We start from the raw sequence: 26,991 nt of genomic DNA on the forward strand, positions 1-26,991 counted from the left end.
AACCGTTATGGAACTCAAAGATCTCGAACACGACACCCCCATCGAGGGCACCACGCTGTTTGACGGCGAGATGGCGATGAAGGGCTACGGTCTGAACAAGATGAGCTTTTCGTTCAACGAGGCCAATGCGCGCGCTGAATATGTCCTCGACCCCGAAGCCTATATGGACAAGTTCAAGTTGTCGGAGGCCCAAAAGCAGGCCTGCCGTGACAAGGACGTTCTGGCGCTGATCCGCGAGGGCGGCAACATCTACTATCTCGCGAAATTCGCCGGGATTTTCCGTCTCTCCGTTCAGGACATCGGCGCGCAGCAGACCGGCATGTCGGTCGAAGAATTCAAACAAAAACTTCTCGATCAAGCGAAATAAGGAGAGCGTTCCATGGCACGTATTCTGGGTGGTATCACCACATCCCACATCCCCGCCGTCGGCCACGCCATTGCCAACGAGCTGTTCGAAGACCCCTATTGGAAGCCGTTCTTTGCCGGCTACCCGCCGATCCACGAATGGCTTGCGAAACACAAACCCGACGTTGTGATCAACATCTACAACGACCACGGTCTGGGCCTGTTCCTCGACAAAATGCCGACCTTTGCGATTGGTGCGGCGCTTGAGTACCAGAACGCCGACGAGGGCTGGGGTCTCAAACAGCTTCCCCCGTTCAAGGGCGATGCACCGCTGAGCTGGCACATCATCGAAGGCATGGTCGAGGATGAATTCGACATCTGCTCGTGCCAGGAACTGCCCGTCGATCACGGCTTTACCGTGCCGATGCAGCTGTTCTGGCCGGGGCTGAACGAAAACCCCAATATGCCGCGTGCGATCCCGATTTCGGCCAACACCGTGCAGCACCCGATCCCGACGCTCAAACGCGCGCTCGATTTCGGTAAATCCCTGCGCAAGGCGGTCCTGAGCTGGCCCGAAGATGTGAAGGTGGTCGTGCTGGGCACCGGCGGTCTGTCGCACCAGCTTGATGGTGAGCGCGCAGGCTTCATCAACAAGGATTTCGACACCTACTGCATGGACAAAATCGTGTCCGAGCCGGAAGAGCTGACCAAGATTTCGCGCAAGGAACTTGTACGTCAGGCGGGCGCGCAGGGCACTGAATTCCTGATGTGGATGATGATGCGCGGCGCTTTGGGCGAGAAGGTGAATCTGGTCAACAAGAACTATCACCTGCCGATTTCCAACACCGGTGCCGGCACCATGTTGATGGAATGCATGGACGAGGAAATGGTCCAAGCGGCTGAATAAGCGCCCCTTTGTAAGCGCAAAAGGCCCCTGCAGCGATGCGGGGGCCTTTTTTTCGCGCCACGGTTTCGATCGCCGCAGCGGGGTCCTAGAAATCGAGGCCCAGATCCAGCGTTTTGGCCGAATGGGTTAGCGCACCGGAGGAAATGTAATCGACGCCGGTTGCCGCGACTTCGGCGATGCGCTCAAGTTTCATATTGCCCGAGGCCTCGGTCACGATGCGGCCTTTGCACATCTGCACGGCTGTGATCAGCGTCGGCGTGTCCATATTGTCGAGCAGCACGACCTCGGCACCGCCGACCGCAAGCACCTGTTCCAGTTGCGCCAGCGTATCCACCTCGATCTCGACACGCATCATATGCGAGGCAACCGCGCGCGCCGCCGTCAGCACTTCGCGAATGCCGCCCGCTGCGGCGATGTGGTTGTCCTTGATCAGGATCGCATCCGACAGGCCAAAGCGGTGGTTGAACCCGCCGCCATGCAGCACCGCCAGTTTTTCAGCGATGCGCATGTTGGGCGTGGTCTTGCGCGTGCAGGTGACGCGGGTTGTCGTGCCCTTGGTTTGGGCCACAAACGCCGCCGTCAGGGTCGCGATGCCCGTCAAACGCCCCGCATAGTTCAGCGCGATGCGCTCGCCCGAGAGGATCGAGGCGGCTTTGCCGGTGATGACCATCAACACATCGCCCTTGGCGCAGGCGCTGCCATCGCCCAAAAGCGTTTCCACCTCAAGGCTCGGGTCCACAAGGTGAAAGGCAAGGCGCGCGATCTGCATGCCCGACACAACCCCCGCCTCGCGCGCGTTGATCCGCGCGGTGTAGGTGGTGTCGGCGGGGATCACGGCGCGTGTGGTGACATCCCCCATCTGCCCGAGGTCTTCAAGCAGGGCAGCGCGCACCATCGGTTCCAAAATCAAATCGGGAACGGTGGCAAAAGCGTTTACGGTCAAGGTCTTACTCCGTCGAAATGGCGCGGCGCACGATCAGCGCGTCCGAAAGGAACAGATGGGTGCGTTCGGCCTGATCGGGATCCGCCTCGGGAAAATCCGAGCGAAAGTGCCCGCCGCGGCTTTCACAGCGCATCAGGGCGGCGGCGGCGATCAGCGTGGCGGTGGCCGTCATGTTGCAAAAGGTCACATTGTCGGCGTTGTCCGCTTCGATCCTGGCGATTTGGGACAGGGCTTCTTCGAGGCCCTCATGGGTGCGCAAAACGCCGACATATTTGGTCATGCAATTGCGCAACGCGCTGACCGAGGCAGCATCCAGCGGCGCGCCGCCGCCGGGAAAGGCGATGTCCACGAGGGGCGCGTCCTCGACAGCGGGAGTGTGGGCCGAAATATCGCGCGCGCAGGTGCGCGCATAGACCAGCGCCTCCAGCAGCCCGTTCGAGGCAAGGCGGTTGGCGCCGTGCAATCCGGTCGAGGAGGCTTCGCCGCAGACCCACAGATGCCCAAGCGTCGCACGGCCCTGCGCGTCGGTGTCCACGCCGCCCATGTGGTAATGCGCGGCGGCGGCAACGGGAATGGTGTCGTGGACCGGATCGATTCCGGCGCGCGCGCAGGCTTCGGCCACGGTGGGATATTTCGTCAGCACCTGCGCCCCCAGCACCTTGCGGGTGTCGAGCGCAGGGCGCAGCCCGGCCATGGACTGGCGGAAAATGGCACGCGCCACGATGTCACGCGGCGCAAGTTCGCCGTCAGGGTGGATCGCGGGCATGAACCGCTCGCCATCCTTGTTCACCAGAATGGCGCCCTCGCCGCGCAGGGCTTCGGTGGCAAGGGGCAGGGGGTCTTCGCCCGCATCAATCGCCGTTGGGTGGAACTGCACGAATTCGGGGTCGGCGATGCGCGCGCCTGCCCGCGCCGCCATGCCGATCACCTGCCCGCGAATGCGCGGCGGGTTGGTGGTATGGGCAAAGAGCCCGCCCGATCCGCCACCCGCCAGCAAAATCGCGGGCGCTTTGATCAACACGGGGTCGGTGGTGCCATCGGAGCGTTCGATCCACACGCCGGTGACGGTGTCCCCCGAGGTTTCCAGTTTGACAGCCAACGTGCCTTCGAGCACCTGCACCGACGGGGTGGCGCGCACGGCGGCAATCAGGGTTTGCATGATTTGCTTGCCTGCCTGATCGCCCTTTACGCGCACGACGCGGGCCACGGAATGGGCAGCTTCGCGCGACATGACGTAGCCGCCATCGGGACCGCGATCAAAAGGCGTGCCCAGATCGGTGAGGTCGAGGATATGCTCGCGCGCATGGGCGGTGACCATTTCGGCCACCCCGGCGTCCACGGTGCCCGCGCCCGCGGTGATCGTGTCGGCGGCATGGGCGGCGGCGCTGTCGGTGGCATCCATTGCGGCGGCGACACCGCCCTGTGCCCAGGCCGAGCTTGCGCCCTGTCCCAAAGGTTCGGGAGAAATCATCAACACGGGGCGCGGGGCGAGATCGAGCGCCGCATAAAGCGCCCCCAAGCCTGCGCCGACAATCACGACGCGATCGGTCGTCACGCCAGTCAAAGGAGCGTTGCTCACGATGGTTCTTCCCTTAGAGGCCGAGCGCGCGGCTGGTGTCGATCATGCGCTGCACCGCCACGCGGGCCTTTTGTGCCACGGCCGTGTCCACATGGACCTCGGCGGACATCGTGTGCAGCGACCACAGGATTTTCTCCAGCGTGATCATCTTCATGTAGGGGCACATATTGCAGGGGCCGACGAAATCCACCTCCGGCAAGGCGTCCGAGATATTGGAGGCCATCGAACATTCGGTGACCAGCATGGCTTTCTCGGGCTTTTCGCGTGTCACATAGTCGATGATACCGCTGGTCGAGCCGGAGAAATCCGAAGCCGCGACCACATCGGGCGGGCATTCGGGGTGGGCAATGATCCGCGTGCCCGGGTTCCAGTCGCGAAAATCGTCGAGATCCTTGGCGGTGTATTGTTCGTGGACGATGCAGGCGCCATCGTACCAGACGATTTTTTTCTCCGGCACCATCGCGGCCACGTTTTGAGCGAGATATTTATCCGGCGTCATGATGACCGTGTCGCTGTCCTGTGCGGCCACGATTTGCGCGGCATTCGAGGAGGTGCAGCAGATGTCGGAGGCGGCTTTGACCTCGGCGGTGGTGTTGACGTAGGTGACCACGGGCGCGCCGGGGTATTGCGCGCGCATTTTCGCGATATCGGGGGCGGTGATGCTTTCGGCCAGCGAACAGCCCGCATCCATATCGGGGATCAGCACGGTCTTTTCGGGGTTCAGGATTTTCGAGGTTTCGGCCATGAAATGCACGCCGCATTGCACGATCACATCCTCTTGCACCTCGGTCGCTTTGATGGCGAGCTGAAGGCTGTCGCCCACCACATCCGCCACCCCGTGATAAATCGCAGGCGTCATGTAGTTATGGGCCAAAATCACTGCGCCGCGTTCTTTTTTCAGCTTGTTGATCGCCGCGACATAGGGCGCGTGAATGGCCCAGTCGACGGGGTTCACGACACGGCTCATGCGCGCGTATTCGGCCGACATGGCATTGGCAAGTTTCACATTCGGCGCAAGATCGTAAATCTCGCCCAGATCGTGGCGCATCTGGATGGTGTCGAGCATGTGATATCCCCCCGGATCAACAGGTTGCACCCGCAGCGCGACCTCGTATTTCACGCCGCGAGATGCGGCACTACAGTGGGACGGTTTTGTCAGGTTTGGGGCAGTGACGCAAGGGGAGGCGGGCCTGGCGCCCCCGGATCGGCGGGCGCCGGGGGCGCGCGCCTATTCTGCGGCGCGCAAATGGGCGGGGCGGCTGTCCTGCACCTCGGCCTCGTCCCAGATGATTTCGGGATGTTTGACCTTTTTCGCGGCCTTGGCCAGTTCCAGATCGCGCGCGGTGCGCGAGCCGGCGTTGGACCAGGCCCGCAGGCCCGCAATCGAGCGGTACGCCCCTTTGCCCAGCCAGATCCGCAGCGCCAGCATCGCAGGGGTAAAGACCAGCGTCAGAACCGTTGCGATCCCGAGGCCAAAGACCACCGCCGTGGCAAGGTTTTTCCAGAACATTGCCGTGGGGCTGTCGATGGAATAGCCCCCCTGGATGAAATCGAGCGACAGGCCGAACATCATGGGCGCAAGCCCCGCCATGGTGGTGATCGTGGTCAGCAGCACCGGCCGGATGCGGTTCTCGGCGGTGCGCACGATGGCCTCCAGCTTGGGCATGTACTGGGAATATTCCTGATAGGTATCAATCAGCACGATGTTGTTGTTCACAACAATCCCCGCCAGGGCGACCACCCCCGTGCCGGTCATGATCACCGCAAAGGGCTGGCCCATGACCAAAAGCCCGACCAGCACGCCCGCGGTCGACAGGACCACCGCCAAAAGCACCAGCACCGAATTGTAGAAACTGTTGAACTGCGCAAGCAGGATGATGAACATCAAGGCCAGCGCACCGGCAAAGGCCTGTCCGAGAAAGGCCATGGATTCGGCCTGTTCTTCCTCGTCGCCGGTCCATTCCCAGGTGACGCCAGCGGGCAGGGGGGTGGTGTTAAGCCATGTGGTCAGCGCCGCGATCCGCTCGGAAGGGGTGATCACCTCGCCGGCGGCGTTGCGCAGGTCAGGGGCGACGGCGGCTTTCACGTCGAAATAGCGCTGCTGGTCCACGCGGTCGATTTGCGCCAGTTTGGGCACGGGTTCGCGGCTGATAAAATTCGACAGCGGCACCAAACCGCCCGGCGTGCGCAGTTTGAGCGTGTCGAGCGTCGAGAGAACGCGGTCCTGCTGGGGCAGGCGCACGCGGATTTCGATTTCCTCATCCGAGCTGTCGACCCGCATCGTGTCCAAAAGCAGCCCGCGTGTCACAAGCTGGATCATACCACCAACGGTGGCGACATCCGCGCCGTAGCGACCCGCTTCCTCGACATCGACATCGATCTGCCAGTCAATCCCGGGCAAGGGCAGCGTGTCCTCGACATCGACAAGGCCGCTCGTGGCGGCAAATTTTTCATGAACCAGCGTGGTGGCCTGCTGGAGGACGTCGAAATTGTCGCCCATGAGACGCAGGTGAACGGGCTTGGCCGAGGCCGGCCCCATCGAGAGGTTCTGGATTTCGGCATAGAGACCGGGGATCCGGGCCAGCTTGGTTTCCAGTTCGGCCAGAATATAGTCGCCATCGTAAATCTCGGAGACTTTGGTGTCTTTGAAAAACAGCCAGCCGTCGGTCGTCGTGGTGGGGCGATCGTCCCAGGGGATCAGTTCGACCTGGACCTGCCCGATGGTGTCGCGTGGCCCCGATCCGCCGCCGGTGTTCTGGTTCAACCCGCCCGCGCCGGCAAAGGCAAACACGTTTTCAACGCCGGGTTGGGCGCGCACCACGTCCTCGACCTGTTTGACAAGAGCGTCCTTCTGGCCCACCGACAGGTTGCCCCGGGCGCGCACATAGATGATGGCCTGTTCGGGTTCGGTTTCCCCGATAAATTCCGTGCCGTTGTTGTTCTGGCCGTAGTAGCCGAAAATGCCGACGACGGCGAAAATGACGGCGGCAATCGTGACCACGGGCATCACCGGATTGCCGGTCAGCGCGTGCATCACCTTCCCAAAGAGCGAGCGGCGATAGCCGGCGTTGACTTTGGTCGCTTTGCGCGGCGGGGTTGCGGCATTCAGCCCGATCGACGTCAGCGCCGCCCCCAGCGTGAACAGTACCGCGCCAAGCAGAACGCCCGCGATGCCCGCCTGCGGGGTCCCTGTCAGATAGGCGGGGTTGAGCAGTTGCATCACCGCCACGAACACCGCGTAAGCGCCGAGTGCGGCAACCAGCGCGCAGCCCCAGCGCGGCAGGCGGCGCGCAAGGGCATTGCCCGAGCGGTCAAAGAGGCGCGAAATGCGGCCCGCAACGCCGCCCATCACCGGCAGATAGATCAGCGCGACAATCAGCGAGGCCGAGAGCACAAAGATGATCGTGACCGGCAGCATCCCCATGAATTCCCCGGCCACACCGGGCCAGAACAGCATCGGCAGAAAGGCGCAGAGCGTCGTCGCCGTCGAGGAGACCACGGGCCAGAACATCCGCTTGGCGGCCTCAAGGTAGGCGGCCATCGGGCCGGAGCCCTCGTTGATGCGCCGGTCGGCATATTCGACCACCACAATCGCCCCGTCGACCAACATGCCCACGGCCAGAATGAGACCGAACATCACCATGTTGGAAATCGTGATGTCCATGATTCCGAGGAAAATGAAGCACAACAGGAAGGAGGTCGGGATCGAAAACCCGACCAGCAGCGCCGAGCGGGTGCCAAGCGAGGCAAGCACGACGATCATCACCAGCGCGATGGCCGTCAGAACCGAGCCTTCGAGCTGGCTGACCATCGAGGCGACCTGCGTGGATTGGTCGTTCGACGTGCCGACCTGCACGGCAGCGCGCAGATCCTCGGGCCAGGCGGCGACCTCGGCGGCCACTTCGTCGCGCACCAGAGCGGCGGTGTCGATGACGGGAAACCCTTTGCGTTTGACCACCTGCAGGGCAACCGTGTTTTGCCCGTTGAAGCGGGCCGTGCCTTCGCGGTCCTCAAAGGTGAGGCGGATGTCGGCAAGATCGCCCAGGGTCACCACCCGGTCGCCGTTGACCTTGACCGGCAGGCGCATCACATCCGCCTGCTCGTCAAAGGACGACGGGATTTTCAGCGCGAATGCCCCCTGATCGGTGGAAATATCCCCCGCCGCGATCAGCTGGTTGTTGTTGGTCACGACCTGCACCAGTTCGGCGGCGGTCACGTTGTAGGATTCCAGCCGCAGCGGGTCGATGACCACTTCGAGCATCTCGTCGCGCTGGCCCGTCAGCGTGGCCTCCAGCACCGGTTCCAGCCCCTCGAGGCGGTCCTGCATGTCCTTGGCAAGGCGCACCAGCGTGCGTTCGGGCACCGGGCCGGTGAGGTTGACGATGATGATCGGGAAGGCGGAAAAATTGACCTCGTTGATCGAATAACTGTCCGCACCCGTCGGGAAATCCGCTTCGGCCTTGGTCATGCGGTCGCGTACATCGGCCATGATCTTGGTCTTGTCCCAGCCGAATTCGAATTCCAGCGCCAGACCACCATAGCCCTCGGCGGCGGTGCCAAGCATCCGGTCCAGACCGTCAAGGTCCGACATCACCGTTTCCATTGGCTTGACCAACAGTTTTTCGCTGTCCTCGGCCGAAATGCCCGGAAAGGGGACCGAGATGAACAACATCGGGATTTCAATGTCCGGCTCGCCCTCTTTGGGCAGGGACACATAGGCCCCCGCACCGGCCACAAGCGTGAGCACGATGAAGGCCATGATCATGCGCGCGCGCGCACCGGCCCAGTCGATGATGCCGTTCATTGCGTGATGTCCTGTGCAGAAGAAGCCGGTTCAAAGCTGGGGCGCAGGGGCACGCCGTCAGTGACGTAATCCTGACCCAGGGTGATAATGTCGGCGGTTTCGGGCAGGCCTGCGACCCAGATGCCCTCGCGCGTGTCGCGCAGCACCGTCACGGGGACAAAAAGCGCCGTCGTTGCGCCGTCCTCGGCGGTGGCCACGGTGCGCACGCCAATGGTGCCGCTATCGTCGAGCGTCAGGGTCGATTGCGCCACCAGATGGGCGGTCGTGCCCTCGGAGGCGATGGTGATTTCGACAGTCTGCCCGTCGCGGATCGCCAGATCGGGGTTGGGGACGTTGATTTCGGTGCGGAAGGTCCGGGTTTGCGGATCGGCCGCGCGCGACAGGAAGGTCACTTTGCCGCCGACTTCGCGCCCCGAAATCAACCGCGCGCCCGCCATCGCGCCGACGCTGACGCGCGACACTTCGGCCTCGGGCACAAAGCCGACCAGTTTGACGGGGTCAAGCTGGATGATCGTGGCGCAGACCGACCCCGGCTGGAGCAGCGCCCCGAGTTCGGCCGCATCGGTTTCCAGAATGCCCGCGAAAGGCGCTCTGATTTCCAGCCGCTCGACCCCGTTTTGCGCGGCCGCCAAAGAGGCGCGCGCGCTTTCAAGTGCTGCCTGGGCTGACAAAATCTGGGTTTCGGAGGCATAGCCGCCCTGACTGAGGCGGGTGGCGTTGTTCAGGCCCAGCTCGGCCTCGGAGACGGCGGCTTGCGCCTGGACCAGGGTTGCTTGCGAGGTGCCTGCGTCAAGACGGCAGAGCACATCGCCTGCGCTGACCTGCGCGCCCTTGCGCAGCGGTTCGATTTCCATGCGCCCCGTGGCTTCGGACATCACCGAGACTTCGCGCGCCGCTTCGGTTTCGCCGCGCACGATCACCGCGCTGTCAAGGGCGGTTGCGGTGGAGTGGCGCGCCACGACGGGCACGACATGGGCGTTTGTGTCCCCGCTGGTGGGCGCATCTTTTGCGGCGGTAGCGGGGTCAGCGGTAGCGGGGGCGACCGTTTCGGTGGCGCTCTCGTTGCCCGCAAAGCTCAACAACCGCGCGCGCTCGAATACGACGAAATACAGGACGACCAAAACGAGAGTCGCGGTGATCACGGAGAAAATTTTCATGTCGTCCTCATGTGGCTTGCCCAACGGCGCGGGCGTGCGTCCGGCGAGCGGCGCGAAGAAATGCGATGTGCCTGACACAAAGGCGTGAGCAGGCCCTTAAGGGTGGTATACGTTCGAAACGTGGGAACGGATTTGTGAACTGCAAGGCGGGCACTCTTTTTTGCGCCCGGCGTTGTGATTTTGCCAAATTTTGCGGATCAAACGGGGCGGGTGCAATTTGTTTTGGCGCAACGGGTGCAACGATATCCTGCTGAAAGAGATCAAGTAAACGGTTCTGTTCACTTTAAAGGCCTATGCAATTTCACGCAACCCCGCAGATGCTTCTTTTGGGGGGGCTGCGCGCAGATCGCTGTTGCGGGGCAGATCCGCGCGGCGCGCGCCGTTTGGGTCGGGGTGCTTGGCAGGGCGGGTGCTTCGCGGTAAGAGACTGTAAATGCGCGCGCGTTCGATGCGCGTGACCGGGCAACCGGTGCTTGGAAACTGGCGCTTGAATTTCAGGCCCTGGAACGATTTTATACGCTCGACGCGCGCTGCACGCATCCTGTGCAGGCGTCTGGCCACACAGACCACCGGTCGCTTTGAAAGCGGCCCAAAAACAGAGCGGAGCAGGCGTGAGCAATACCGACAGTTTCATTGACGAGGTGACCGAAGAGGTCCGCCGCGACCGGCTTTATTCCATGATCCGCAAATATGGCTGGATCGCTGTTCTGGCCATTCTGGTGCTGGTGGGCGGAGCCGCCTGGACGGAATACCAACGCGCAACACATGCCACCTCCGCGCAGGCGGCGGGCGACGAAATTGTTGCGGCCCTTGCTCTTGAGGACCCGCTCGAGCGCGCAGATGCCCTCAACGGCATCGAGATGGGCGGCGAACGCGAAGCGATCGTGGCTCTCTTGTCGGTCGGCGAATCTGTGCGCGGCGATGATATCGGTCTGGCGGTTGGAGATATCGACGGGATTGCCACTTCGGCTGAGGTGCAACCGCTGTTTGGCGACATGATTGCCATCCGCAAAGTGACCACCGATCCCGACCTTACCCCGCAGGAGCGCATCGATCTGATGTCGCCGATTTCGGCCAAAGGCGGCCATTATGCGCTGCTTGCGGAGGAACAAATCGCACTTGCCGAGCTTGAGGCAGGGGAGCGCGACGCCGCGATTGCCCGCCTGCGCGATGTCGCTGAGGGGGTGCAGGCCTCGCAATCCTTGCGCACGCGCGCAACGCAGCTTTTGGTGGCGCTGAACGCCGATGGCGACACCGCCACCCAATAGCAGACTGGAATTGGGTCGCGCGCGGCGCGGCTCTCAAAAGATCAGCGCGACCACAGGTCGGGCGAGGGCGAAAGCCGCAAGGAGCGATGGCATGAGCAAAGTGATGGGACGGGCGAAAATGGCTGCGGTGCTGGCAGTGGCCCTCGGGGTCTCGGCCTGTGCGGAAAAGGATATTATCCTTCCCGGCCAACGGCTTGATCCGCGCAGCGGCGAACCGGTCGCCGCCGCGCAAGCCAACGAGAGCCGCGCAATCGCGCTGCCCGCTGCCATCAGCCGCGCGGCCTGGACCCAAAGCGGCGCAACGCCTGCGCATGTGTCGGGCAACAACGTCTTTTCCACCACGCCCGGCCTTGCCTGGGTCATGGGTGCCGGGAGCGGCAATTCGCGCAAACTGCGCATCACGGGCGCGCCCGTTGCAGCGGACGGCCGCGTCATCGCGCTGGACGCAGGGGGCGCGGTTGCGGCCCTCTCCGCTGTCAGCGGCGAGACCCTGTGGCGCACGGATTTGACGCCGGCCGGCGAACGGCGCGCCGAAGTGTCGGGCGGCGGCGTGGCGCTTGCGGGCAACACGGTTCTGGTGACCACCGGCTACGGCGAACTGGTGGCGCTGGAGGCCAGCAGCGGCGCAGTGCGCTGGCGTCAGGCTCTGGGCGCGGCCAGCGCCGGCACCCCTGCGGTGATGGGCGATCTGGTCTATGTCGTCAGCTCCGACAATGTGGCATGGGCGCTGGACCTGACCAACGGGCGCATCGCCTGGCAGCTGTCGGGCCCCACGGCTGGCGCGGGCATCGCGGCGGCGGTTGCACCGGCAGTGGTCGACGACCGCGTGGTGTTTCCCTTCGATCAGGGCGCGTTGACGACAGCCTACCGTCTGGGGGGCTTGCAAATGTGGGCCTCCTCGGTGGCAGGCCAGCGCGCAGGCGTCGTCTATGCCAATACCACCGATTTCGCCGGGGACCCTGTGATCGCGGGCGGGCGGGTCTATGCGGGCAACCAGTCGGGCCGGCTTGTCGCGCTGGATGCCAATTCGGGCGCGCGGATCTGGACCGCCGAGGAAGGCGCCTATGATACGCCGCTTGTGGTCGCGGACGCGGTGTTCAGCGTGACCGATCAGGGCATGCTGGTGCGCCTTGACGCCAACAGCGGTGCGCGGATCTGGGGCGTGCAACTTCCCTATTTCGAAGCGACGAAAATCCGCAAGCGCAAGGCGGTCTTTACCCACTATGGCCCTGTGATGGGCGGCGGTCTGTTGTGGGTGGCCTCGTCGGACGGCGTGCTGCGCGGTTTTGCACCTGAAGGCGGCACTCTGGTGGCGCAGGTCGCCCTGCCCGACGGGGCGGCCTCCAGCCCGATCCTCGTGGGCGGCGTGATGTATGTGATGTTGGAAAACGGTGCTCTGGCTGCCCTGCGCTAGGCGCGGGCGAGCGGGGCGTGTCATCGGCTGATGCGAAACCCCTTTTCGACGGGGGGGCTTTCGTGTATCGCAGCCGCTTGGACGTGAAAGGCGGATTGGCCGATGAGTTTTACCCTTGCGATTGTCGGACGCCCCAATGTGGGCAAATCGACACTTTTTAACCGCCTCGTGGGGCGGCGTCTGGCGCTGGTCGATGACCAGCCGGGCGTGACACGCGATCTGCGCGAAGGCGAAGCGAAGCTGGGTGATCTGAAATTCACGGTCATCGATTCTGCCGGTCTGGAAGAAGCCACCGATGACAGCCTGCAAGGGCGCATGCGCCGCCTCACCGAACATGCCGTTGAAATGGCAGACGTTTGTCTGTTCCTCGTGGATGCCCGTGCGGGTGTGACGCCGACGGACGAAGTCTTTGCCGAAATCCTGCGCAAGAAAAACGCCAATGTCATTCTGGCCGCCAACAAGGCCGAAGGCAACGCCGCCGATGCGGGCGTGATCGACGCTTGGGGCCTTGGCCTTGGCGAGCCGATCCGCCTGTCTGCCGAACACGGCGAGGGGCTGAACGATCTCTACGAACATCTGCGCCCGCTCTCGGATGCCTTCAAGGAACGCGCCGCGCGCGAAACGCCCGAAACGGACGTGGACCTGCCCGAGGACGAAGATTTCGACGCGCCCCGCGTGCCGACCTTTGAAAAACCGCTGCAAATTGCCATCGTGGGCCGCCCGAATGCGGGAAAATCCACTTTGATCAACAAGTTCCTGGGCGAAGAGCGCCTGCTCACCGGTCCCGAAGCCGGCATCACCCGCGACGCGATTTCCGTGCGCATGGAATGGTCCGGCGTGCCAATGCGGATCTTCGACACCGCCGGCATGCGCAAAAAAGCCAAAGTGCAGGAAAAGCTGGAAAAACTGTCGGTCTCGGATGGCCTGCGGGCGGTCAAATTCGCCGAAGTGGTCGTTGTGCTGCTCGACGTGTCGATCCCCTTTGAACAACAGGACCTGCGGATTGCCGACCTTGCCGAACGCGAAGGGCGCGCGGTGGTGATCGCCGTCAACAAATGGGACGCGGAGGATGATAAATCCAACAAGGCCCGCGAGTTGCGTGAAAACTTCGAACGGCTCCTGCCGCAGCTGCGCGGCGCCCCGCTGGTCACGGTTTCCGCCAAAACCGGTAAAAACCTCGACAAGCTGCAAGAGGCCGTTCTCAAAGCCCATGAAGTCTGGAACCGTCGCGTGCCCACCGCCAAGCTGAACATGTGGCTTGCGGGCATGGTGGAGGCGCATCCGCCCCCCGCGCCGGGCGGGCGTCGCATCAAACTGCGCTACATGACCCAGGCCAAGACCCGCCCGCCGGGCTTTGTCGTGATGTGTTCCTTCCCCGACAAACTGCCCGATAGCTATAAACGCTATCTGGTCAACGGGTTGCGCGAGGACTTTGATATGCCCGGAACGCCGATCCGCCTGACCTTCCGCGGGCAAAGCGACAAGAACCCGTTCAAGAATAAAACCAAATCGACGCCCTCGCGTCTGCGCAAACACCTTGGAAAAGGCCGCGCCGACGAATAGCGCCCTATGGTTTCTTTCGGATAAAAATACCCAAAAATTAATGGCGCGCCAAAGGTCTTCGGCGCGCCATTAATTTTTAAAGCAGGGCAGTCACAGGTCGAGGTCAACCCAGATTGGCACGTGGTCGGAGGGCTTGTCACGCCCGCGAATGTCCTTGTCGATCTGGCAGTCGCTCAGCAGATCGGCGGCTTGTGGGCTAAGCAGGAAATGGTCGATGCGAATGCCATCGTTCTTGTTCCATGCGCCCGCCTGATAGTCCCAGAATGTGTACTGGTCCGGCGCCCCGTTGCGCGCCCGAAAGGCATCCGTCAGGCCAAGGTTCACAAGCTCGCGAAACGCGTCGCGCGAACGCTGAAGGAAAAGCGCATCGCGTGCCCAGACCTGGGGCCGCGCGGCATCCTCGGCTTGGGGAATGATGTTGTAATCGCCCGCCATGAGAAAGGGTTGCTCAAGCGCCAACAGCTCTTGTGCGCGGGCTTTGAGCCGTTTCAGCCACTTGATTTTAAAGCCGTATTTCCCGCTCTCGATCGGCGCGCCTGCGCTGTCAAAATCCACCGGATTGCCATTGGGCAGATACAGACCGCAGATCCGCAAGGCGGTTTTGCCGACAACTGTCGCTTCGATGTAGCGCGCCTGATCATCGGGTTCACCGTCGACAACCCCGGCCTCTTGCCCGCCCGCAAGGCCACGGGTCACGTCCTCAAGCGGTAGTTTGGACAGGATCGCGACACCATTGAAACTTTTCTGGCCATGGGTTTCGACGTTATAGCCCAGATCCTCGAAAATCTCGCGGGGGAAATTCTCGTCTACGGATTTGATCTCTTGCAGGACCACGACATCGGGCTGGGCCTCGCCCAACCACTGGGGCAGGGCATCGATACGGGCTTTGATCCCGTTGATGTTGAAGGAGGCGATTTTCATGGGCGGCCCTTTCGTGCTTTGCGCCTTTGTAGGCGAGCGCGGATGGGAGGTCTAGCGCGCGGCCAAACAATCGCCCGCAGCAACGCCCGACGACCAGGCCCATTGGAAATTGAACCCGCCAAGCCAGCCCGTGACATCGACCACCTCGCCAATGAAAAACAGACCCGGAACGGATTTGGATTCCATGGTTTTGGAGGACAGCGCATCGGTGGAAACGCCGCCAAGCGTTACCTCGGCGGTGCGATAGCCTTCGGTGCCGACGGGCTTGAGGACCAGCCCATGCAGCTGCGCGCACAGATCGCTCAGCCGCTTGTCCGACCAGTCGCCCATATTGCCTGAAGCATTCAGCCGCTCACAGAGAGTCGCGGCAAGTTTGGCGGGAACAAGCTCGGCCAAAGCGGTGCCGATCTGGCGCCGCCCGTTGGTGTGACGCGCGGCTTTCAGCGCGCCAAACAGATCGGTTTGCGGCGCGAGGTTGATGTGCAGCGGATCACCCTCCTGCCAAAAGCTGGAAATCTGCAAAATTGCAGGGCCGGACAGGCCGCGATGGGTAAACAACAGCGCCTCGTCGAACTGCGTGCCATTGGCTGTCAGCCGCGCGGGCAGGGCGGTGCCTGCGAGCGGCGCAATCCAGGCGAGTTCCTGCGGCGCGAAGGTCAGGGGAACCAGCGCGGGGCGGGTCGGGGTGACGGGAATGTCGAAGTCTTCGGCGATGCGATAGCCAAGGCCGCTCGCGCCCATTTTGGGAATGGATTTGCCCCCCGTCGCAACCACCAAATGGCGCGTTGTCAGCGGGGTGCCGCTTAGAACGACACGAAAACCGGCATCCGCGCGCGAAATACTGTCAATCGAGGTTTCAAGGCGGATATCAACATTCTTGGCCTCTGATACAAGCATATCGATGATCTGGGTTGACTTGCCATCGCAAAACAATTGCCCCAGTGTTTTTTCGTGCCATGCGATTTTATATCGCTCGACCAATTCCAGAAAATCCCACTGCGAATATCGCGCCAGCGCAGATTTTACGAAATGGGGATTGTCGGAAATGAAATTATTCGCCCCGCAATGCATATTCGTGAAATTGCATCGCCCACCGCCGGAAATCCGTATCTTTTCACCCGCGCGTTTGGCGTGATCGACCAGCAAAACCCGCGCGCCTTTGGCACTCGCGCGCGCCGCGCACATCAGGCCCGCCGCACCGGCACCCAGAACGATCGTATCGAATGAAAAAACCTCTGCCATGGTCGGGACTGACCATGACAGAGGCTTGAAATCAAGAGGGCGCTGTCACTTTCGCGCCCTCACGTGCTCTTATTTGGAGCCGTCGATGGCGACTGCGGCTGCGGGCATCGACTCGCCTTGGGGGACGAAGACGGCGATATAGTCACCGGAGGCCGAGGTCAGTTCGAAGTTCACGCGCACATCGGTGTTTGCACCGGCGTTAACCATTTCGTGGCCCAGAAGCGCACCTTGCTCGCCTTCGTTGAACGCATAGACGTAGATGGTGCCCGGCTCGGTCGTGCGCACCAGTTCGAAGTCAACAAAGCTGGAGCCTTCTTCAACGCCGAAGGTCGAGATGAAATTGCCTTCGGAATTTTCAACGGTGGTCGTATCAGCAGCGGCAAAGCCGGCGGTACCAGCAACAAGAGCAGCGGCGAGAACGGTTTTTTTGATGAGGTTTGTCATAGTGTTAGTCCTTAGATATGATGCTTTGAGGTGGCGCGGATCTTTGGGCGCTGCACCGTCAAAGCAGTCGGGAGGGGTGGGCCGACGTCGTGTCGGCACCACTTTGGGAGGCGTCAGGCAGCGCACTGCCTGACAATAGCTCTGAAAAGGGGCTCGCGCCGCGCTTACATGTCGATGGCGACAGCCGCTGCGGGCATGGAGGCACCTTCGGGCACGAAGACGGCGATGTAGTCGCCCGTTGCCGAGGTCAGGTCGAAGTTCACTTTCACGTCGGTGTTCGCACCAGCGTTAACCGTTTCGTGGCCCAGAAGCTCGCCTTGCTGACCTTCGTTGAAGGCATAGACATAGACGGTGCCCGGCTCGGTCACGCGGATCAGGCTAAATTCAACGCCCGAGTTGGTGTCATCGACGCCAAAGGTGGAGATGAAGTTGTCTTCGCTATTGGAAACGGTGGTCGTTTCAGCAGCGGCAAAGCCGGCGGTGCCAGCGATCAGGGCGGTTGCGAGAACGGTTTTTTTGATGAAGTTGGTCATAATTAAGCTCCGTATATAGAGGGTCGCAGAGGTCGGTTCGGTGTGAAGGTTCCTGTCTGCGCCCCGTTCGTTGACACAACCCTTGGCCCTTGTGTTGGTTCCTGCAAATTACGGTTTTTTTGAAATTTTCTGAATGGGGTATGTTTTGTTTTAATTTTATCAGGTGCATTCGAGTAAATTGGATATATCAAAGTGTATGGTCCAAGGCCAAGAAGCGGGGCGCACAGAGGCGCATAACCCAGAAACGGATCGGGCATAAAAAAAGATGCCGACACGAATGTCGGCATCTTCATGGAGACTATTGAACTGCGGTGACGCGGCTCGATTAGCCTTCGATCAGGACGGCAGCAGCCGATTGGTCGGAGGCTGCGGGCACGAAGACGGCGATGTAGTTGCCATCGTCCGAGGTCAGATCGAAGTTCACGCGCACGTCGGTGTTGGCACCCGCGTTCACGGTCGTTTTGCCCAGCAGATCGCCTTGGGTGCCGTGGTTGTCTTCGTACACATAGACAGTGCCAGCGTCGGCGGTGCGGATCAGGCTGAAATCGACGCCCGAGTTTGTGCCGTTCACGCCGTAGGTGGAGATGTAGTTGCCGGTCGAGTTTTCGAGCGTGGTAACATCTGCAGCGGCGATGGAGGCGGTGCCTGCAACGATTGCGAGAGCGAGAGCGGATTTTGCGATGAGGTTTTTCATGAGGTCTTCTCCGTAAAGTAAGCTGTGAGGCTTGTGTGTATATGTGCAGCAGACTGTCGTTTTGTGTCTGTCTGCGTTTCGATGAGAGACATCTATCCTCTTTCGCGGGAAAGTTAAGGGGTTGGAATATCACAAAAAATATCGAAAAATGTGATGTGCAGGGGTAAAATATCCTCTGTGCGCTATCGCACGGACGGAAAGTGGTCCAGACGGCGTTTAGAGCGGTATAAGATGCGTCTTGCGATTTGCTGTGGTGTTGAACCTGCAAAAGCCGCGTCCCATCCGCCCCCCACAATTCCCCTTATTTTACTGGACTAAACGGTTCATTCTACCGTTTTGGCCGACCTGTATGGCTAGGCCGGGCGGCGCGGTCGGGGGCAATTTTGACAAGAGGGGCTGTGTCACAAATCTGTGATACCCCTGTGAGGTGCTATGTCGCGCGACATCGAGTTTTTTTAAAAAAATCTCACAGCCATGTCTTGCGATGCCTGTTTGGGGGGATTTCGCCCGGGCCAGGGGCGCGATTGCGGGCCGCGGTGACCGGATTTGTGCGAATCGTTGCCCGTCGCGTGCTGTCCGCGATGAGGCAACACAGGGAGGCAACGCAGGGAGGCAACGGGGGGTCGCAGGCGCGTGATATTTTCTCAGCGCGCAGCGGCGCTACTGAAAAATGCTGGGTCCCATAAAAACAGCGACACCGGAGACCCCGTGCCGCTGTTGTTCAAAAGATTAGGGGATCGTGCTGCGCAGATGCCGCGCCTAGATCGAAAAGGATGTCCCGCAGCCGCAGGAAGCGGTGGCATTGGGGTTCTCGATGACAAAGCGCGCGCCGATCAGCTCTTCGGTGAAATCAATCACCGCATTGGCAAGAAAGGGCAGGGAGGTGGGATCAACCACGACCGATCCGCCCTCACCATCCAGCACAAGGTCCCCCTCGGCGGCGTCATCCAGACGGATATCATATTGAAAACCCGAGCACCCGCCACCCTCGACGCTGACGCGTAGGGCTTTGGTCTCGCCACTCGCCTGCGCGATCTCGGCAAGGCGGGCATAGGCGCGGGGGGTCACTTTGGGGGGCAGGGTCAGGGTCATATGGATAGCCGTTTGTCGCTGCGTTAGAAGTTGAATATAAGTTGTGCAACGCAGCGCGACAACCACAGGCAGAAAATATGCTCAAACCCTATGCCAGCCAACCGGGCGAAACGCGCGGTCGGATGTATGAAGAACGCATGTCGACCTTTCGCTCGCCGTTCCAGCGCGATCGTGACCGCATTATCCATTCCTCGGCCTTTCGCCGCCTCAAGCACAAGACGCAGGTATTCGTCGAGCATGAGGGCGATTATTACCGCACCCGACTGACCCATTCCATCGAAGTCGCGCAGGTCGCGCGCACGATTTCGGCGGCTTTGGGTCTGAACGATGCCCTGGCCGAAGCGATTGCGCTGGCGCATGATCTGGGGCATTCGCCCTTTGGCCACACGGGCGAGGATGCGCTTGAGGTGCTGATGGCGCCCTACGGCGGCTTTGATCACAATGCGCAGGCGTTGCGCATCGTGACCAAGCTGGAAAAGCATTATGCCGATTTCGACGGGCTGAACCTTACGTGGGAGACGCTTGAGGGGCTGGCCAAGCATAACGGGCCGATCACCGGTCCTTTTGCCGATGAAAAGAAACACGCGGGCGGGCCCTCCTACGCGCTGCGCGAGGTGAACGCGCTGTTCGATTTGGAACTGCACACCTTTGCCAGCGCCGAGGCGCAGGTCGCCGCGATCGCCGATGATGTGGCCTACAACCACCACGACCTGCACGACGGACTGCGCGCGGGTCTGTTCACCGCCGAGGACCTGATGGAGCTGCCGCTGACCGGTCCGGCCTATGCCGAAGTTGACGCCCTGTACCCCGATCTGGATCGCAACCGGCGCGACCATGAGGCATTGCGGCGCATTTTCGGCTGGATGGTCGAGGATGTGCTGACCATCGCCACGCAGCGCCTGGAGGCCGCGCAACCCCAAAGCGCGCAGGACATCCGCGATATGGACCGCACGATCATCCGCTTTTCCAAACCGTTCTACCAGAATCTCAAAGCGATCAAGAGTTTCCTCTTTACCCGCATGTACCGCGCGCCTTCGGTGGTGGTGGAACGCAAGCGCGTGACGGATATGATTTATGCGCTGTTTCCGCTGTTTATGGCCCAGCCAGACCTGCTGCCCCAAGAGTGGCGGGCCGAAGTGGCCGGTTGCGAGGATGAAACCGAATTGGCGCGGCTGGTGTTGGACTATGTTGCGGGCATGACCGACCGTTTTGCCATTCAGGAATTCGAACGTCTTTGCGGCTAGGCTGGCGCGATTCGATGAGGCAATCGGGGGGCGATCATGTGCAAGCGTGACGCGAAACCCCTGCAAGAACAGTAGCTTGAGGGCGCGGTCTGATCCTGTTGGGACGCCGCTTTACAAAGGACGAAAGAATGGCTGGAGCAGTTTCGGGCGCAATGGACCCTGTGATGGGCTTTGCCCTTGTGGGGGCCTTGGGGGTTGGCGCACAGTGGATCGCATGGCGGCTGCGCCTGCCGGCCATCGTGTTGATGCTGGCCGCAGGGTTGATCGTCGGCCCGCTTTTGGGCCTGTTTGATCCCGCGCGCGACATCGGACCCATCGTGCAGCCGCTGATTTCGCTCGCGGTTGCGGTGATCCTGTTCGAGGGCGGGTTGACGCTTGATTTGCGGCGCTTGGGGGATGCGGCGCAGGGCGTCAAGCGGCTTGTGCTGATCGGTGCGCCGCTGGGGTGGCTGCTCTCGACGCTCGCGCTGCATTACGGCGCAGGGCTGAGCTGGGCCTCGGCCACGGTGTTCGGCGGCATCATGATTGTCACCGGACCCACGGTGATTGCCCCCTTGCTGCGTCAGGCCAAATTGTCCCGCCGCCCGGCGTCGCTGTTGCAATGGGAGGCCATTGTCAACGATCCGATCGGGGCTTTGGCGGCGGTTCTGGCGTTCGAAGTGGTCGTCGTTGTCGGGGCCGGGGCCTCGGGCCCGCAGGCCGCGGTGATGTCGCTGGTGGGGATCATCGTTGCGGTGATCGTGGGCTTTGCCGCGGGAAAAGGCATTGCGGTGTCGTTTCGCCGCGGACTTGTGCCGGAATATATGAAAGTGCCCGTGCTGTTTGCGGTGCTTTTGGTCTGCTTCGCCGCCCCCAACGCGCTGCTGCACGAAAGCGGATTGCTGGCGGTGACGATCATGGGGCTTGTGATCGCCAATGCTGATCTGCCCAGTTTTACAGAGCTGCGCCGCTTCAAGGAACATGCCACGATCCTGCTGGTGTCGGGGGTGTTCATCCTGCTTGCGGCCTCGCTGAAATTCGACACGGTGTCCTTGCTGAACTGGCGAGCGGCGCTGTTCGTGGCGCTGGTCATTCTCGCCGTGCGCCCCTTGACGGTGTTCCTGTCGCTTGCCGGATCGGATGTGCCCGCACGCGAACGCGCGCTGATCGCCTTTACCGGTCCGCGCGGCGTTGTGCTGGTCGCCGTGGCGGGGCTGTTCGGGCAACGCCTGACGGCGGCAGGGGTGGCAGATGCCAATCTGATCGCGCCTTTGGCCTTTGTTCTGGTGCTGGTCACGGTGGTCTTGCACGGCTTTACGCTGGGACCGGTGGCGCGCGCGCTTGGGCTTGCGGGCAAGGGCAAACCGGGCGTTATGCTGGTGGGTGGGTCGCGCTTTACCACCTCGCTGGGCGAGGGATTGAAAAAGGCCGATGTGCCGGTGTTGGTGATCGACCCCAACCGCGCGCGCCTGTCGCGGGCGCGCTCTGCGGGATTGCCGGTGTTTTACGGCGATGTCCTGTCGGAAGCCGCCGAGGATAACCTTGAGTTCATGATCTACGAGACGGTGATCGCGGCGACTGAAAACGACGCGTATAACACGCTGGTCACCTCTGACCTCGGGCCGGAACATGGCCGCGAAAACGTCTGGCAGATCGCGCGTGAAAATGCGGAAAAATCCCGCCATGCCTTGCCCAACCAGATCGGCGGACGGCCCTTTGGCGGGGGCTATACCTTCCGCCAGCTCGAAGATCTGATGATCGAGGGTTGGACGGTTAAATTCACCCGCCTGACCGAGGAATTCACCTTCGAGCAGTGGAAAGACACCCGCCCCGAAGCCGTGTTGATCGGTCGTCTCGATCTGGAGGGCAAGCTGCGCCAGTTGCTGCCCGAGGAATATGACGCGCTGTTCCCGCGGCGCGCGGAAGCCGCTTTGGAAGCGGAACTGGAAGACCTGCCAAACGAGCGGCGCGAAGCCCGCCGGGCCGAATTGCAACGCCGCTTTGGCGAGGCGCAGCGGCGCACGGCCTTGGCCAAAGTCGGGCGCGATGTGCGACTTGTGGCCTTGCAGCCGCCCGTCAAAGAACCCGCAGGCGCAGAAGTTGTCGCCCAGGAAGCAGAAAAACAGCGCGACCGCGAAGATCCGGGCAAAGAGGCCAAGCGCGCCGTTGGCGTCACGGCGCATCGCGCCGACACCTCCGACACAGGACTTGGCAAAGGGGCCGGCGCCTGAGGCCGAGCCTGAGCAAGGTGACCTATACCTAAGCGCAAAACGGCGCAGCCTTGATCGGGCTGCGCCGTTTTTGCCAATTCAGTCTGTGGTGTCAGTCTGTGGTTTCAATCCGGGGCCGGTTCCGACTTCGGGGGGGCCAATTTGGCGGCGCGCCGGGCCTCGCGGTCGGGTTTCCAGCGCCGGTGAATCCAGAACCACTGATCCATATGCCTGCGCGTCAATGCCTCAAGGCTGTCATTGAGCGCCTGTGTCATGGTTTGCGCATCCGAGGCGGGGATGGGCGCTTCGACGCGAATGTCGAAATCCAACCCGTTGGCTTGCCGGATGCCGTAAATCGGGATCAGCAGCGCATCAAATTTCAACGCCAGTTCCGCCGCCGAGAGGGCCGTGCGTGCAGGCTTGTCGAAATAGCGCAGCAAAGCGCCCTTGTTGACGTATTGATCGACGACGATCCCGATCATGCCACCGCCTTTGAGATGCTTGAGCATACCGCCCATGCCGCGCCGCCCCCGTGCAAACAGGGGCGTGCCGATGGTTTCGATGGCGCGCACGTAATGGGTGTTGAAGGCGGCGTTTTTCATCGGGTTGTAGATGCCGCCGACAGGATACCCGCGCGCCACAAGCGCCCCGCGCGCCACGTCGTAATTGCCAAAATGCCCTGTGACCAGCACCACCGGCCGCTGGGCAGCATAGGCCTCCTGTAGGGCTTGCGCGCCCTCTCCCTTAAGGGGGATGTCTTTGATCCGGTTTATAAATTCCGGCCCCGAGTAGATTTCGATCAGCGTGCGTCCGACATTGTCGGGCACCTTGCGCATCAGGGCGCGGGCCTGCGTGGCGGGCAGCTCGGGCAGGACATAGGCCAGATTGTCGCGGATTCGCGCGCGATACCCTGCCAGCGGGCTGACCAGATGCGCCATTACCCAGCCCATTGCCGGCACACGGTGGCGATAGGGCAGGCGCAGCGCCGCCCAAAGCACGCCGCGAATGGCACGGTCCAACAGCGCATCGCGGGTCGCGGATCGCGTCGGTTTCTGGGCCTTCGGGGCAGGGCGGCTATCGGTCATCACGCGGGCTTTCGGGCGGTTGCGTCGGGGTGGCCGCATCCAGCGGCAAGCGCGCGCAGGTGCTGGGCAGGTTCTGGCGCGCTTCTCGGTGCCAGACATAAAGTCCCGCGCCCACGATCACAAGCGCCCCCAGTATCGTCGCCGCATCGGGCCAGTCGCCAAAGAACACGACCGCCCAGAGGGTCGCAAGCGGCAGGCCGACGTAGGTAAAGGGTGCCACAAGGCTGGCTTCGCCCAAGGAGAGCGAGCGGATCATCAACATTTGCCCCGTCGCGCCCAGGCCACCGATCAACGCCATCAGTGCCCAATGTTTCGGGGCGGGGGTGATCCAATAGGGCAGCACGATCACGCTTAGCACAGAGGCGCCGATCAAGGCGGTGTAGAGCATTGATGTCAAAGGGGATTCCGAAGCGCCAACCCAGCGCGTGAGCAGCGAAAAGCTGGTGTAACAACAGGCCGCAAGCAGCGGCAAAAGCGCATAGGGTGAAAACACCGCCATGCCGGGGCGGATGATGATCAAGGCCCCCACAACGGCGGCGCCAACCCCAAGCGCGCGGCGCGGCCCAAATCGCTCCCCCAGAAACAGGGCGGCGCCCAGGGTGGTGAGCATCGGGTTCAGATCCATCACGGCCGTGGCTTCGGCAAGGCCGATATGGCGCAGAGAGGTGAAAAAGCAAAACGTCGCGCCCATCATCAAAAAGGCGCGGGCGACCTGAATATGAAGATGGCGCGTTTTGAGAGTGCGGGTCAGGCGCGGCAAAACAAAGGGCAAAAGCGCGATCAACTGTCCCGTGTAGCGCGCCCAGAGCACCTGCGCCGTGTGCAGATCCTGCGACAGGCCTTTGACGGTGGCATCCATCAGCGAGAAAAAGAAAATCGCTGTAATCATCATCAAGATGGCGCGCGATGGCGGCGAAAGCCTGAACCAAAAGCGGCTTATGCCAGGGGAGGCGCTGCGCGGGCGCGGGAGAGGGCGGTCTGTCATGGCCAAATCCTATGCGCCGCGCTCAGGGCTGTCCAGCATGTGCAGGGCGGCGACTATGCGTCGTCATCGCCCGTCAGCAGGAATATTTCGCCGTTGCCTTCCAATTCGCGGATTGCGGCGACCACGGCCGTTTGCGCCTCTTCGGCGTCTTTTTCCTTGATCGATCCAAGCGCCGCCATTTCGTCGCGCAGGCCCTGCGCCATGCGTTGGGACATGTTCGAGAGGATGAATTCGGCGGATTTCGTGCCCTCGCCTTTGGCCCCTTGCAGCGCTTTGATCAAAACGGTCGCATCCACTTCGCGCACGATTTTGGGCACGTCGCGCGCATCAATCCGCGTGGCAATGTTGACGAAGGTAAAGATGGATTTGCGCACCTCGTCGGCAAAGCCCTGATCGGTTTCCTCCAGCCCCGCAAGCACGTCGTCGCGCGTGCCCGAGGGCGAAAAGTTGAGGATCGCGCCCACCCGTTCGACCGGCCCGTCGCTAAAGGCTTTGGCGGGCTGGGCATCCAGTTGGCCGGCAATGGAAATGCCGATTTTTTGCACCGCATCCGGCGCCACCGAGCCTGTCAGGGAAATGGCGTAGGTGATCTTGCGCGCGCGCGGCCCGGGCAACATGCCCAGCAGTTCGGCCGCTTTGGCCACTTTCAGTTTCGACAAAAGCACCGCGCCGACCTGAACGCTTTCCTGTTCCAGAATTGGCAACAGCCGCACGGTATCCATATCCGAAATCCGTTCCCACGGATCGCCGGTCAGCTTGTAGCCCGCCTGTTTGCGCAGCTTGGCCGAGGTGGCCGCAGAAATCGAGCCTTCCAGCAGGTTCAGCGCGCCCTCAAGCCCGCCCGGAAAGGCAAGGCCGATCGCATCGAGTTCCTCGACGAATTCCTCGACCACCCCTCTCAGGGTCTCGCGGCTGATGTAGTGCATTTCGCTAAGCTGGCGCGCCAGATCGACCTGCATTTCCTCGCTAAGGCCTGATAAAGGCACGCGAATACCTTCGGCGGCGAGCAGTCGCACGACGATGGCGGCCTTTTGCTTTTTGGTCATGGCCTGTGCGCCACCCCCCATCGCCAAATTGCCGATGGGGGGGAAATCACTACCGAGTTTGGGAAGTGCGTTCACGCAGCCGCTCCGATCCTGTCTCTGTTAGAGGGTAGTATCGCGGCGAAGGGTTAAGGATCGCCTACCAAGCGCGCAATGCGGATAATTTTATTAAAAAGGCCCCGCCGCAGTGGTGCGGAGGGGCCCAAATCATCGTGTGATCACAAATCGTCTCAGGCGCCGAACACGCGTTTGAAAATCGTGTCGACATGTTTGGTGTGATATTCCATGTCGAATTTGGCCTTGATGCCGTCCTCGCCAAGGGCCGCGACAACATCTTTATCCGCCAGAAGCTGCTCTTGGAAATCGACACGAAATTCCCAGACTTTGAGCGCGTTGCGCTGCACCATCGCATAGGCATCCTCGCGCGACACACCTGCTTGGGTGAGGGCCAGAAGTACGCGCTGCGACATCACCAGACCTGGGAATTTGTTCATGTTTTCGAGCATGTTATCGGGGAAGATCAACATTTTGTCGACAACGCCGGTCAAACGGTTGAGGGCGAAATCAAGCGTGATCGTCGTGTCCGGCCCGATGGTGCGCTCAACGGAGGAGTGCGAGATATCGCGCTCGTGCCACAGGGCGACGTTTTCCATCGCCGGGACGACCGACATGCGCACGAGGCGCGCAAGGCCGGTAAGGTTTTCGGTCAGCACGGGGTTCTTTTTATGCGGCATCGCCGAGGAGCCTTTTTGCCCCATCGAGAAGAATTCCGCGCCCTCAAGCACTTCGGTGCGCTGCATGTGGCGGATTTCGATGGCCACGTTTTCGATCGAGGAGGCAATCACACCGAGCACGGAAAAGAACATCGCATGACGGTCGCGCGGGATCACCTGTGTCGAAATCGGTTCGGGCGAAAGGCCCAGCTTTTCGCACACATGTTCCTCAACGCGCGGATCGACGTTGGCAAAAGTGCCCACCGCACCGGAAATCGCGCCCGTGGCAATTTCGGCGCGCGCGGCTTTGAGGCGGGCAAGGTTGCGGTCCATTTCGGCGTAGAACCGTGCAAAGGTCAGCCCCATCGTGGTGGGTTCGGCGTGGATGCCGTGGCTGCGCCCGACACGCACGGTGTTCTTGTGCTCGAGCGCGCGCTTCTTGAGGGCGGCGAGCAGGGCGTCCATGTCCTTGATCAGGATGTCGCTGGCACGCACCAGCTGCACGTTGAAACAGGTGTCAAGCACATCCGAGGAGGTCATGCCCTGATGGACGAAACGCGCCTCATCCGAGCCGACATGTTCGGCCAGATGGGTGAGAAAGGCGATGACGTCATGTTTGGTGACGGCTTCGATTTCGTCGATGCGTGCCACGTCGAACTCGACATCCTTGGCTTTCCACACCGCATCCGCGTTTTCGCGCGGGATTACGCCCAGATCGGCCATCGCATCACAGGCGTGAGCTTCGATCTCGTACCAGATTTTGAACTTGGTCGCGGGCTCCCAGATGGCAACCATATCGGGGCGGGAATAGCGGGGGATCATCGGC

General features: G+C 61.8%; 22 protein-coding genes. 7 read left to right on the plus strand and 15 right to left on the minus strand.

The window, feature by feature from the left end; genetic code table 11:
- Positions 1 to 7 precede the first annotated feature (7 nt).
- On the plus strand, positions 8 to 367 hold the full coding sequence (locus AQS8620_RS09040; protein ID WP_085836532.1) for a protocatechuate 4,5-dioxygenase subunit alpha: 360 nt from the start codon (positions 8 to 10) through the stop codon (positions 365 to 367).
- A gap of 12 nt (positions 368 to 379) precedes the next feature.
- Entirely contained in the window at positions 380 to 1,252 is an 873-nt protein-coding gene (locus AQS8620_RS09045; RefSeq protein ID WP_085836533.1) for a class III extradiol dioxygenase family protein, read from the plus strand.
- 85 nt (positions 1,253 to 1,337) lie between these two features.
- On the opposite strand, the gene nadC is transcribed toward AQS8620_RS09045, so the two are convergent.
- The 5 genes from nadC to AQS8620_RS09070 all read right to left on the minus strand — a co-directional run bounded on the left by nadC (position 1,338) and on the right by AQS8620_RS09070 (position 9,735).
- Entirely contained in the window at positions 1,338 to 2,147 is an 810-nt protein-coding gene (nadC, locus tag AQS8620_RS09050; RefSeq protein ID WP_085836643.1) for a carboxylating nicotinate-nucleotide diphosphorylase, read from the minus strand.
- A gap of 52 nt (positions 2,148 to 2,199) precedes the next feature.
- Positions 2,200 to 3,774: an L-aspartate oxidase gene (locus tag AQS8620_RS09055; protein ID WP_234990434.1), complete on the minus strand. Its 1,575-nt coding sequence runs from the start codon at positions 3,772 to 3,774 to the stop codon at positions 2,200 to 2,202.
- A gap of 13 nt (positions 3,775 to 3,787) precedes the next feature.
- Entirely contained in the window at positions 3,788 to 4,840 is a 1,053-nt protein-coding gene (gene nadA / locus AQS8620_RS09060) for a quinolinate synthase NadA (protein ID WP_085836642.1), read from the minus strand.
- 162 nt (positions 4,841 to 5,002) lie between these two features.
- Entirely contained in the window at positions 5,003 to 8,578 is a 3,576-nt protein-coding gene (locus AQS8620_RS09065; RefSeq protein ID WP_085836535.1) for an efflux RND transporter permease subunit, read from the minus strand.
- On the minus strand, positions 8,575 to 9,735 hold the full coding sequence (locus tag AQS8620_RS09070) for an efflux RND transporter periplasmic adaptor subunit (protein WP_085836536.1): 1,161 nt from the start codon (positions 9,733 to 9,735) through the stop codon (positions 8,575 to 8,577). Before AQS8620_RS09070 ends, AQS8620_RS09065 begins: the two co-directional genes overlap by 4 nt.
- A gap of 611 nt (positions 9,736 to 10,346) precedes the next feature.
- On the opposite strand from AQS8620_RS09070, the gene AQS8620_RS09080 reads away from it, so the two are divergent.
- From AQS8620_RS09080 to der, 3 genes are all read left to right on the plus strand, one after another.
- Entirely contained in the window at positions 10,347 to 11,003 is a 657-nt protein-coding gene (locus AQS8620_RS09080; RefSeq protein ID WP_085836538.1) for a tetratricopeptide repeat protein, read from the plus strand.
- A 91-nt stretch (positions 11,004 to 11,094) separates the two neighbouring features.
- Positions 11,095 to 12,417: an outer membrane protein assembly factor BamB family protein gene (locus tag AQS8620_RS09085; protein ID WP_234990435.1), complete on the plus strand. Its 1,323-nt coding sequence runs from the start codon at positions 11,095 to 11,097 to the stop codon at positions 12,415 to 12,417.
- 102 nt (positions 12,418 to 12,519) lie between these two features.
- Positions 12,520 to 13,980, plus strand: coding sequence for a ribosome biogenesis GTPase Der (gene der, locus AQS8620_RS09090; RefSeq protein ID WP_085836539.1), 1,461 nt, complete (start codon positions 12,520 to 12,522; stop codon positions 13,978 to 13,980).
- Positions 13,981 to 14,070: 90 nt separating this feature from the next.
- Here der and xth read toward each other — a convergent pair whose 3' ends face one another.
- The 6 genes from xth to AQS8620_RS09120 all read right to left on the minus strand — a co-directional run bounded on the left by xth (position 14,071) and on the right by AQS8620_RS09120 (position 18,906).
- Positions 14,071 to 14,901, minus strand: coding sequence for an exodeoxyribonuclease III (gene xth, locus AQS8620_RS09095; protein WP_085836540.1), 831 nt, complete (start codon positions 14,899 to 14,901; stop codon positions 14,071 to 14,073).
- Between the two features lie 51 nt (positions 14,902 to 14,952).
- Positions 14,953 to 16,143 carry a BaiN/RdsA family NAD(P)/FAD-dependent oxidoreductase gene (locus AQS8620_RS09100; RefSeq protein WP_085836541.1) on the minus strand — a complete coding sequence of 397 codons (1,191 nt, stop codon included), beginning with the start codon at positions 16,141 to 16,143 and terminating at the stop codon, positions 14,953 to 14,955.
- Between the two features lie 69 nt (positions 16,144 to 16,212).
- A complete protein-coding gene (locus AQS8620_RS09105; RefSeq protein WP_085836542.1) occupies positions 16,213 to 16,587 on the minus strand; it encodes a hypothetical protein in 375 nt (124 codons plus the stop codon).
- Between the two features lie 164 nt (positions 16,588 to 16,751).
- Positions 16,752 to 17,120, minus strand: coding sequence for a hypothetical protein (locus AQS8620_RS09110; RefSeq protein WP_085836543.1), 369 nt, complete (start codon positions 17,118 to 17,120; stop codon positions 16,752 to 16,754).
- Positions 17,121 to 17,445: 325 nt separating this feature from the next.
- A complete protein-coding gene (locus AQS8620_RS09115; protein WP_085836544.1) occupies positions 17,446 to 17,814 on the minus strand; it encodes a hypothetical protein in 369 nt (122 codons plus the stop codon).
- A 759-nt stretch (positions 17,815 to 18,573) separates the two neighbouring features.
- Positions 18,574 to 18,906 (minus strand): HesB/IscA family protein, encoded by a 333-nt coding sequence (locus tag AQS8620_RS09120; RefSeq protein WP_085836545.1) that lies wholly within the window; start codon positions 18,904 to 18,906, stop codon positions 18,574 to 18,576.
- A gap of 77 nt (positions 18,907 to 18,983) precedes the next feature.
- Here AQS8620_RS09120 and AQS8620_RS09125 point away from each other — a divergent pair, with 77 nt between their 5' ends.
- Positions 18,984 to 20,150, plus strand: coding sequence for a deoxyguanosinetriphosphate triphosphohydrolase (locus tag AQS8620_RS09125; protein ID WP_085836546.1), 1,167 nt, complete (start codon positions 18,984 to 18,986; stop codon positions 20,148 to 20,150).
- A 128-nt stretch (positions 20,151 to 20,278) separates the two neighbouring features.
- Positions 20,279 to 22,360, plus strand: coding sequence for a cation:proton antiporter (locus AQS8620_RS09130; protein ID WP_085836547.1), 2,082 nt, complete (start codon positions 20,279 to 20,281; stop codon positions 22,358 to 22,360).
- Positions 22,361 to 22,464: 104 nt separating this feature from the next.
- Here the strand turns inward: AQS8620_RS09130 and AQS8620_RS09135 are convergent, their stop codons facing one another.
- The 4 genes from AQS8620_RS09135 to purB all read right to left on the minus strand — a co-directional run bounded on the left by AQS8620_RS09135 (position 22,465) and on the right by purB (position 26,987).
- Positions 22,465 to 23,424 carry a lysophospholipid acyltransferase family protein gene (locus AQS8620_RS09135; RefSeq protein WP_085836548.1) on the minus strand — a complete coding sequence of 320 codons (960 nt, stop codon included), beginning with the start codon at positions 23,422 to 23,424 and terminating at the stop codon, positions 22,465 to 22,467.
- The gene (locus AQS8620_RS09140; RefSeq protein ID WP_234990436.1) at positions 23,414 to 24,316 is read right to left on the minus strand and encodes a DMT family transporter; all 903 of its coding nucleotides are present in this window, start codon (positions 24,314 to 24,316) and stop codon (positions 23,414 to 23,416) included. Before AQS8620_RS09140 ends, AQS8620_RS09135 begins: the two co-directional genes overlap by 11 nt.
- A gap of 146 nt (positions 24,317 to 24,462) precedes the next feature.
- Complete coding sequence (locus AQS8620_RS09145; protein WP_234990437.1) at positions 24,463 to 25,530, minus strand: flagellar motor switch protein FliG; 1,068 nt, start codon at positions 25,528 to 25,530, stop codon at positions 24,463 to 24,465.
- A gap of 152 nt (positions 25,531 to 25,682) precedes the next feature.
- Entirely contained in the window at positions 25,683 to 26,987 is a 1,305-nt protein-coding gene (gene purB / locus AQS8620_RS09150; RefSeq protein ID WP_085836551.1) for an adenylosuccinate lyase, read from the minus strand.
- Between the last annotated feature and the right edge of the window lie 4 nt (positions 26,988 to 26,991).

It is taken from the genome of Aquimixticola soesokkakensis (assembly GCF_900172375.1).
GTDB lineage: Bacteria > Pseudomonadota > Alphaproteobacteria > Rhodobacterales > Rhodobacteraceae > Aquimixticola > Aquimixticola soesokkakensis.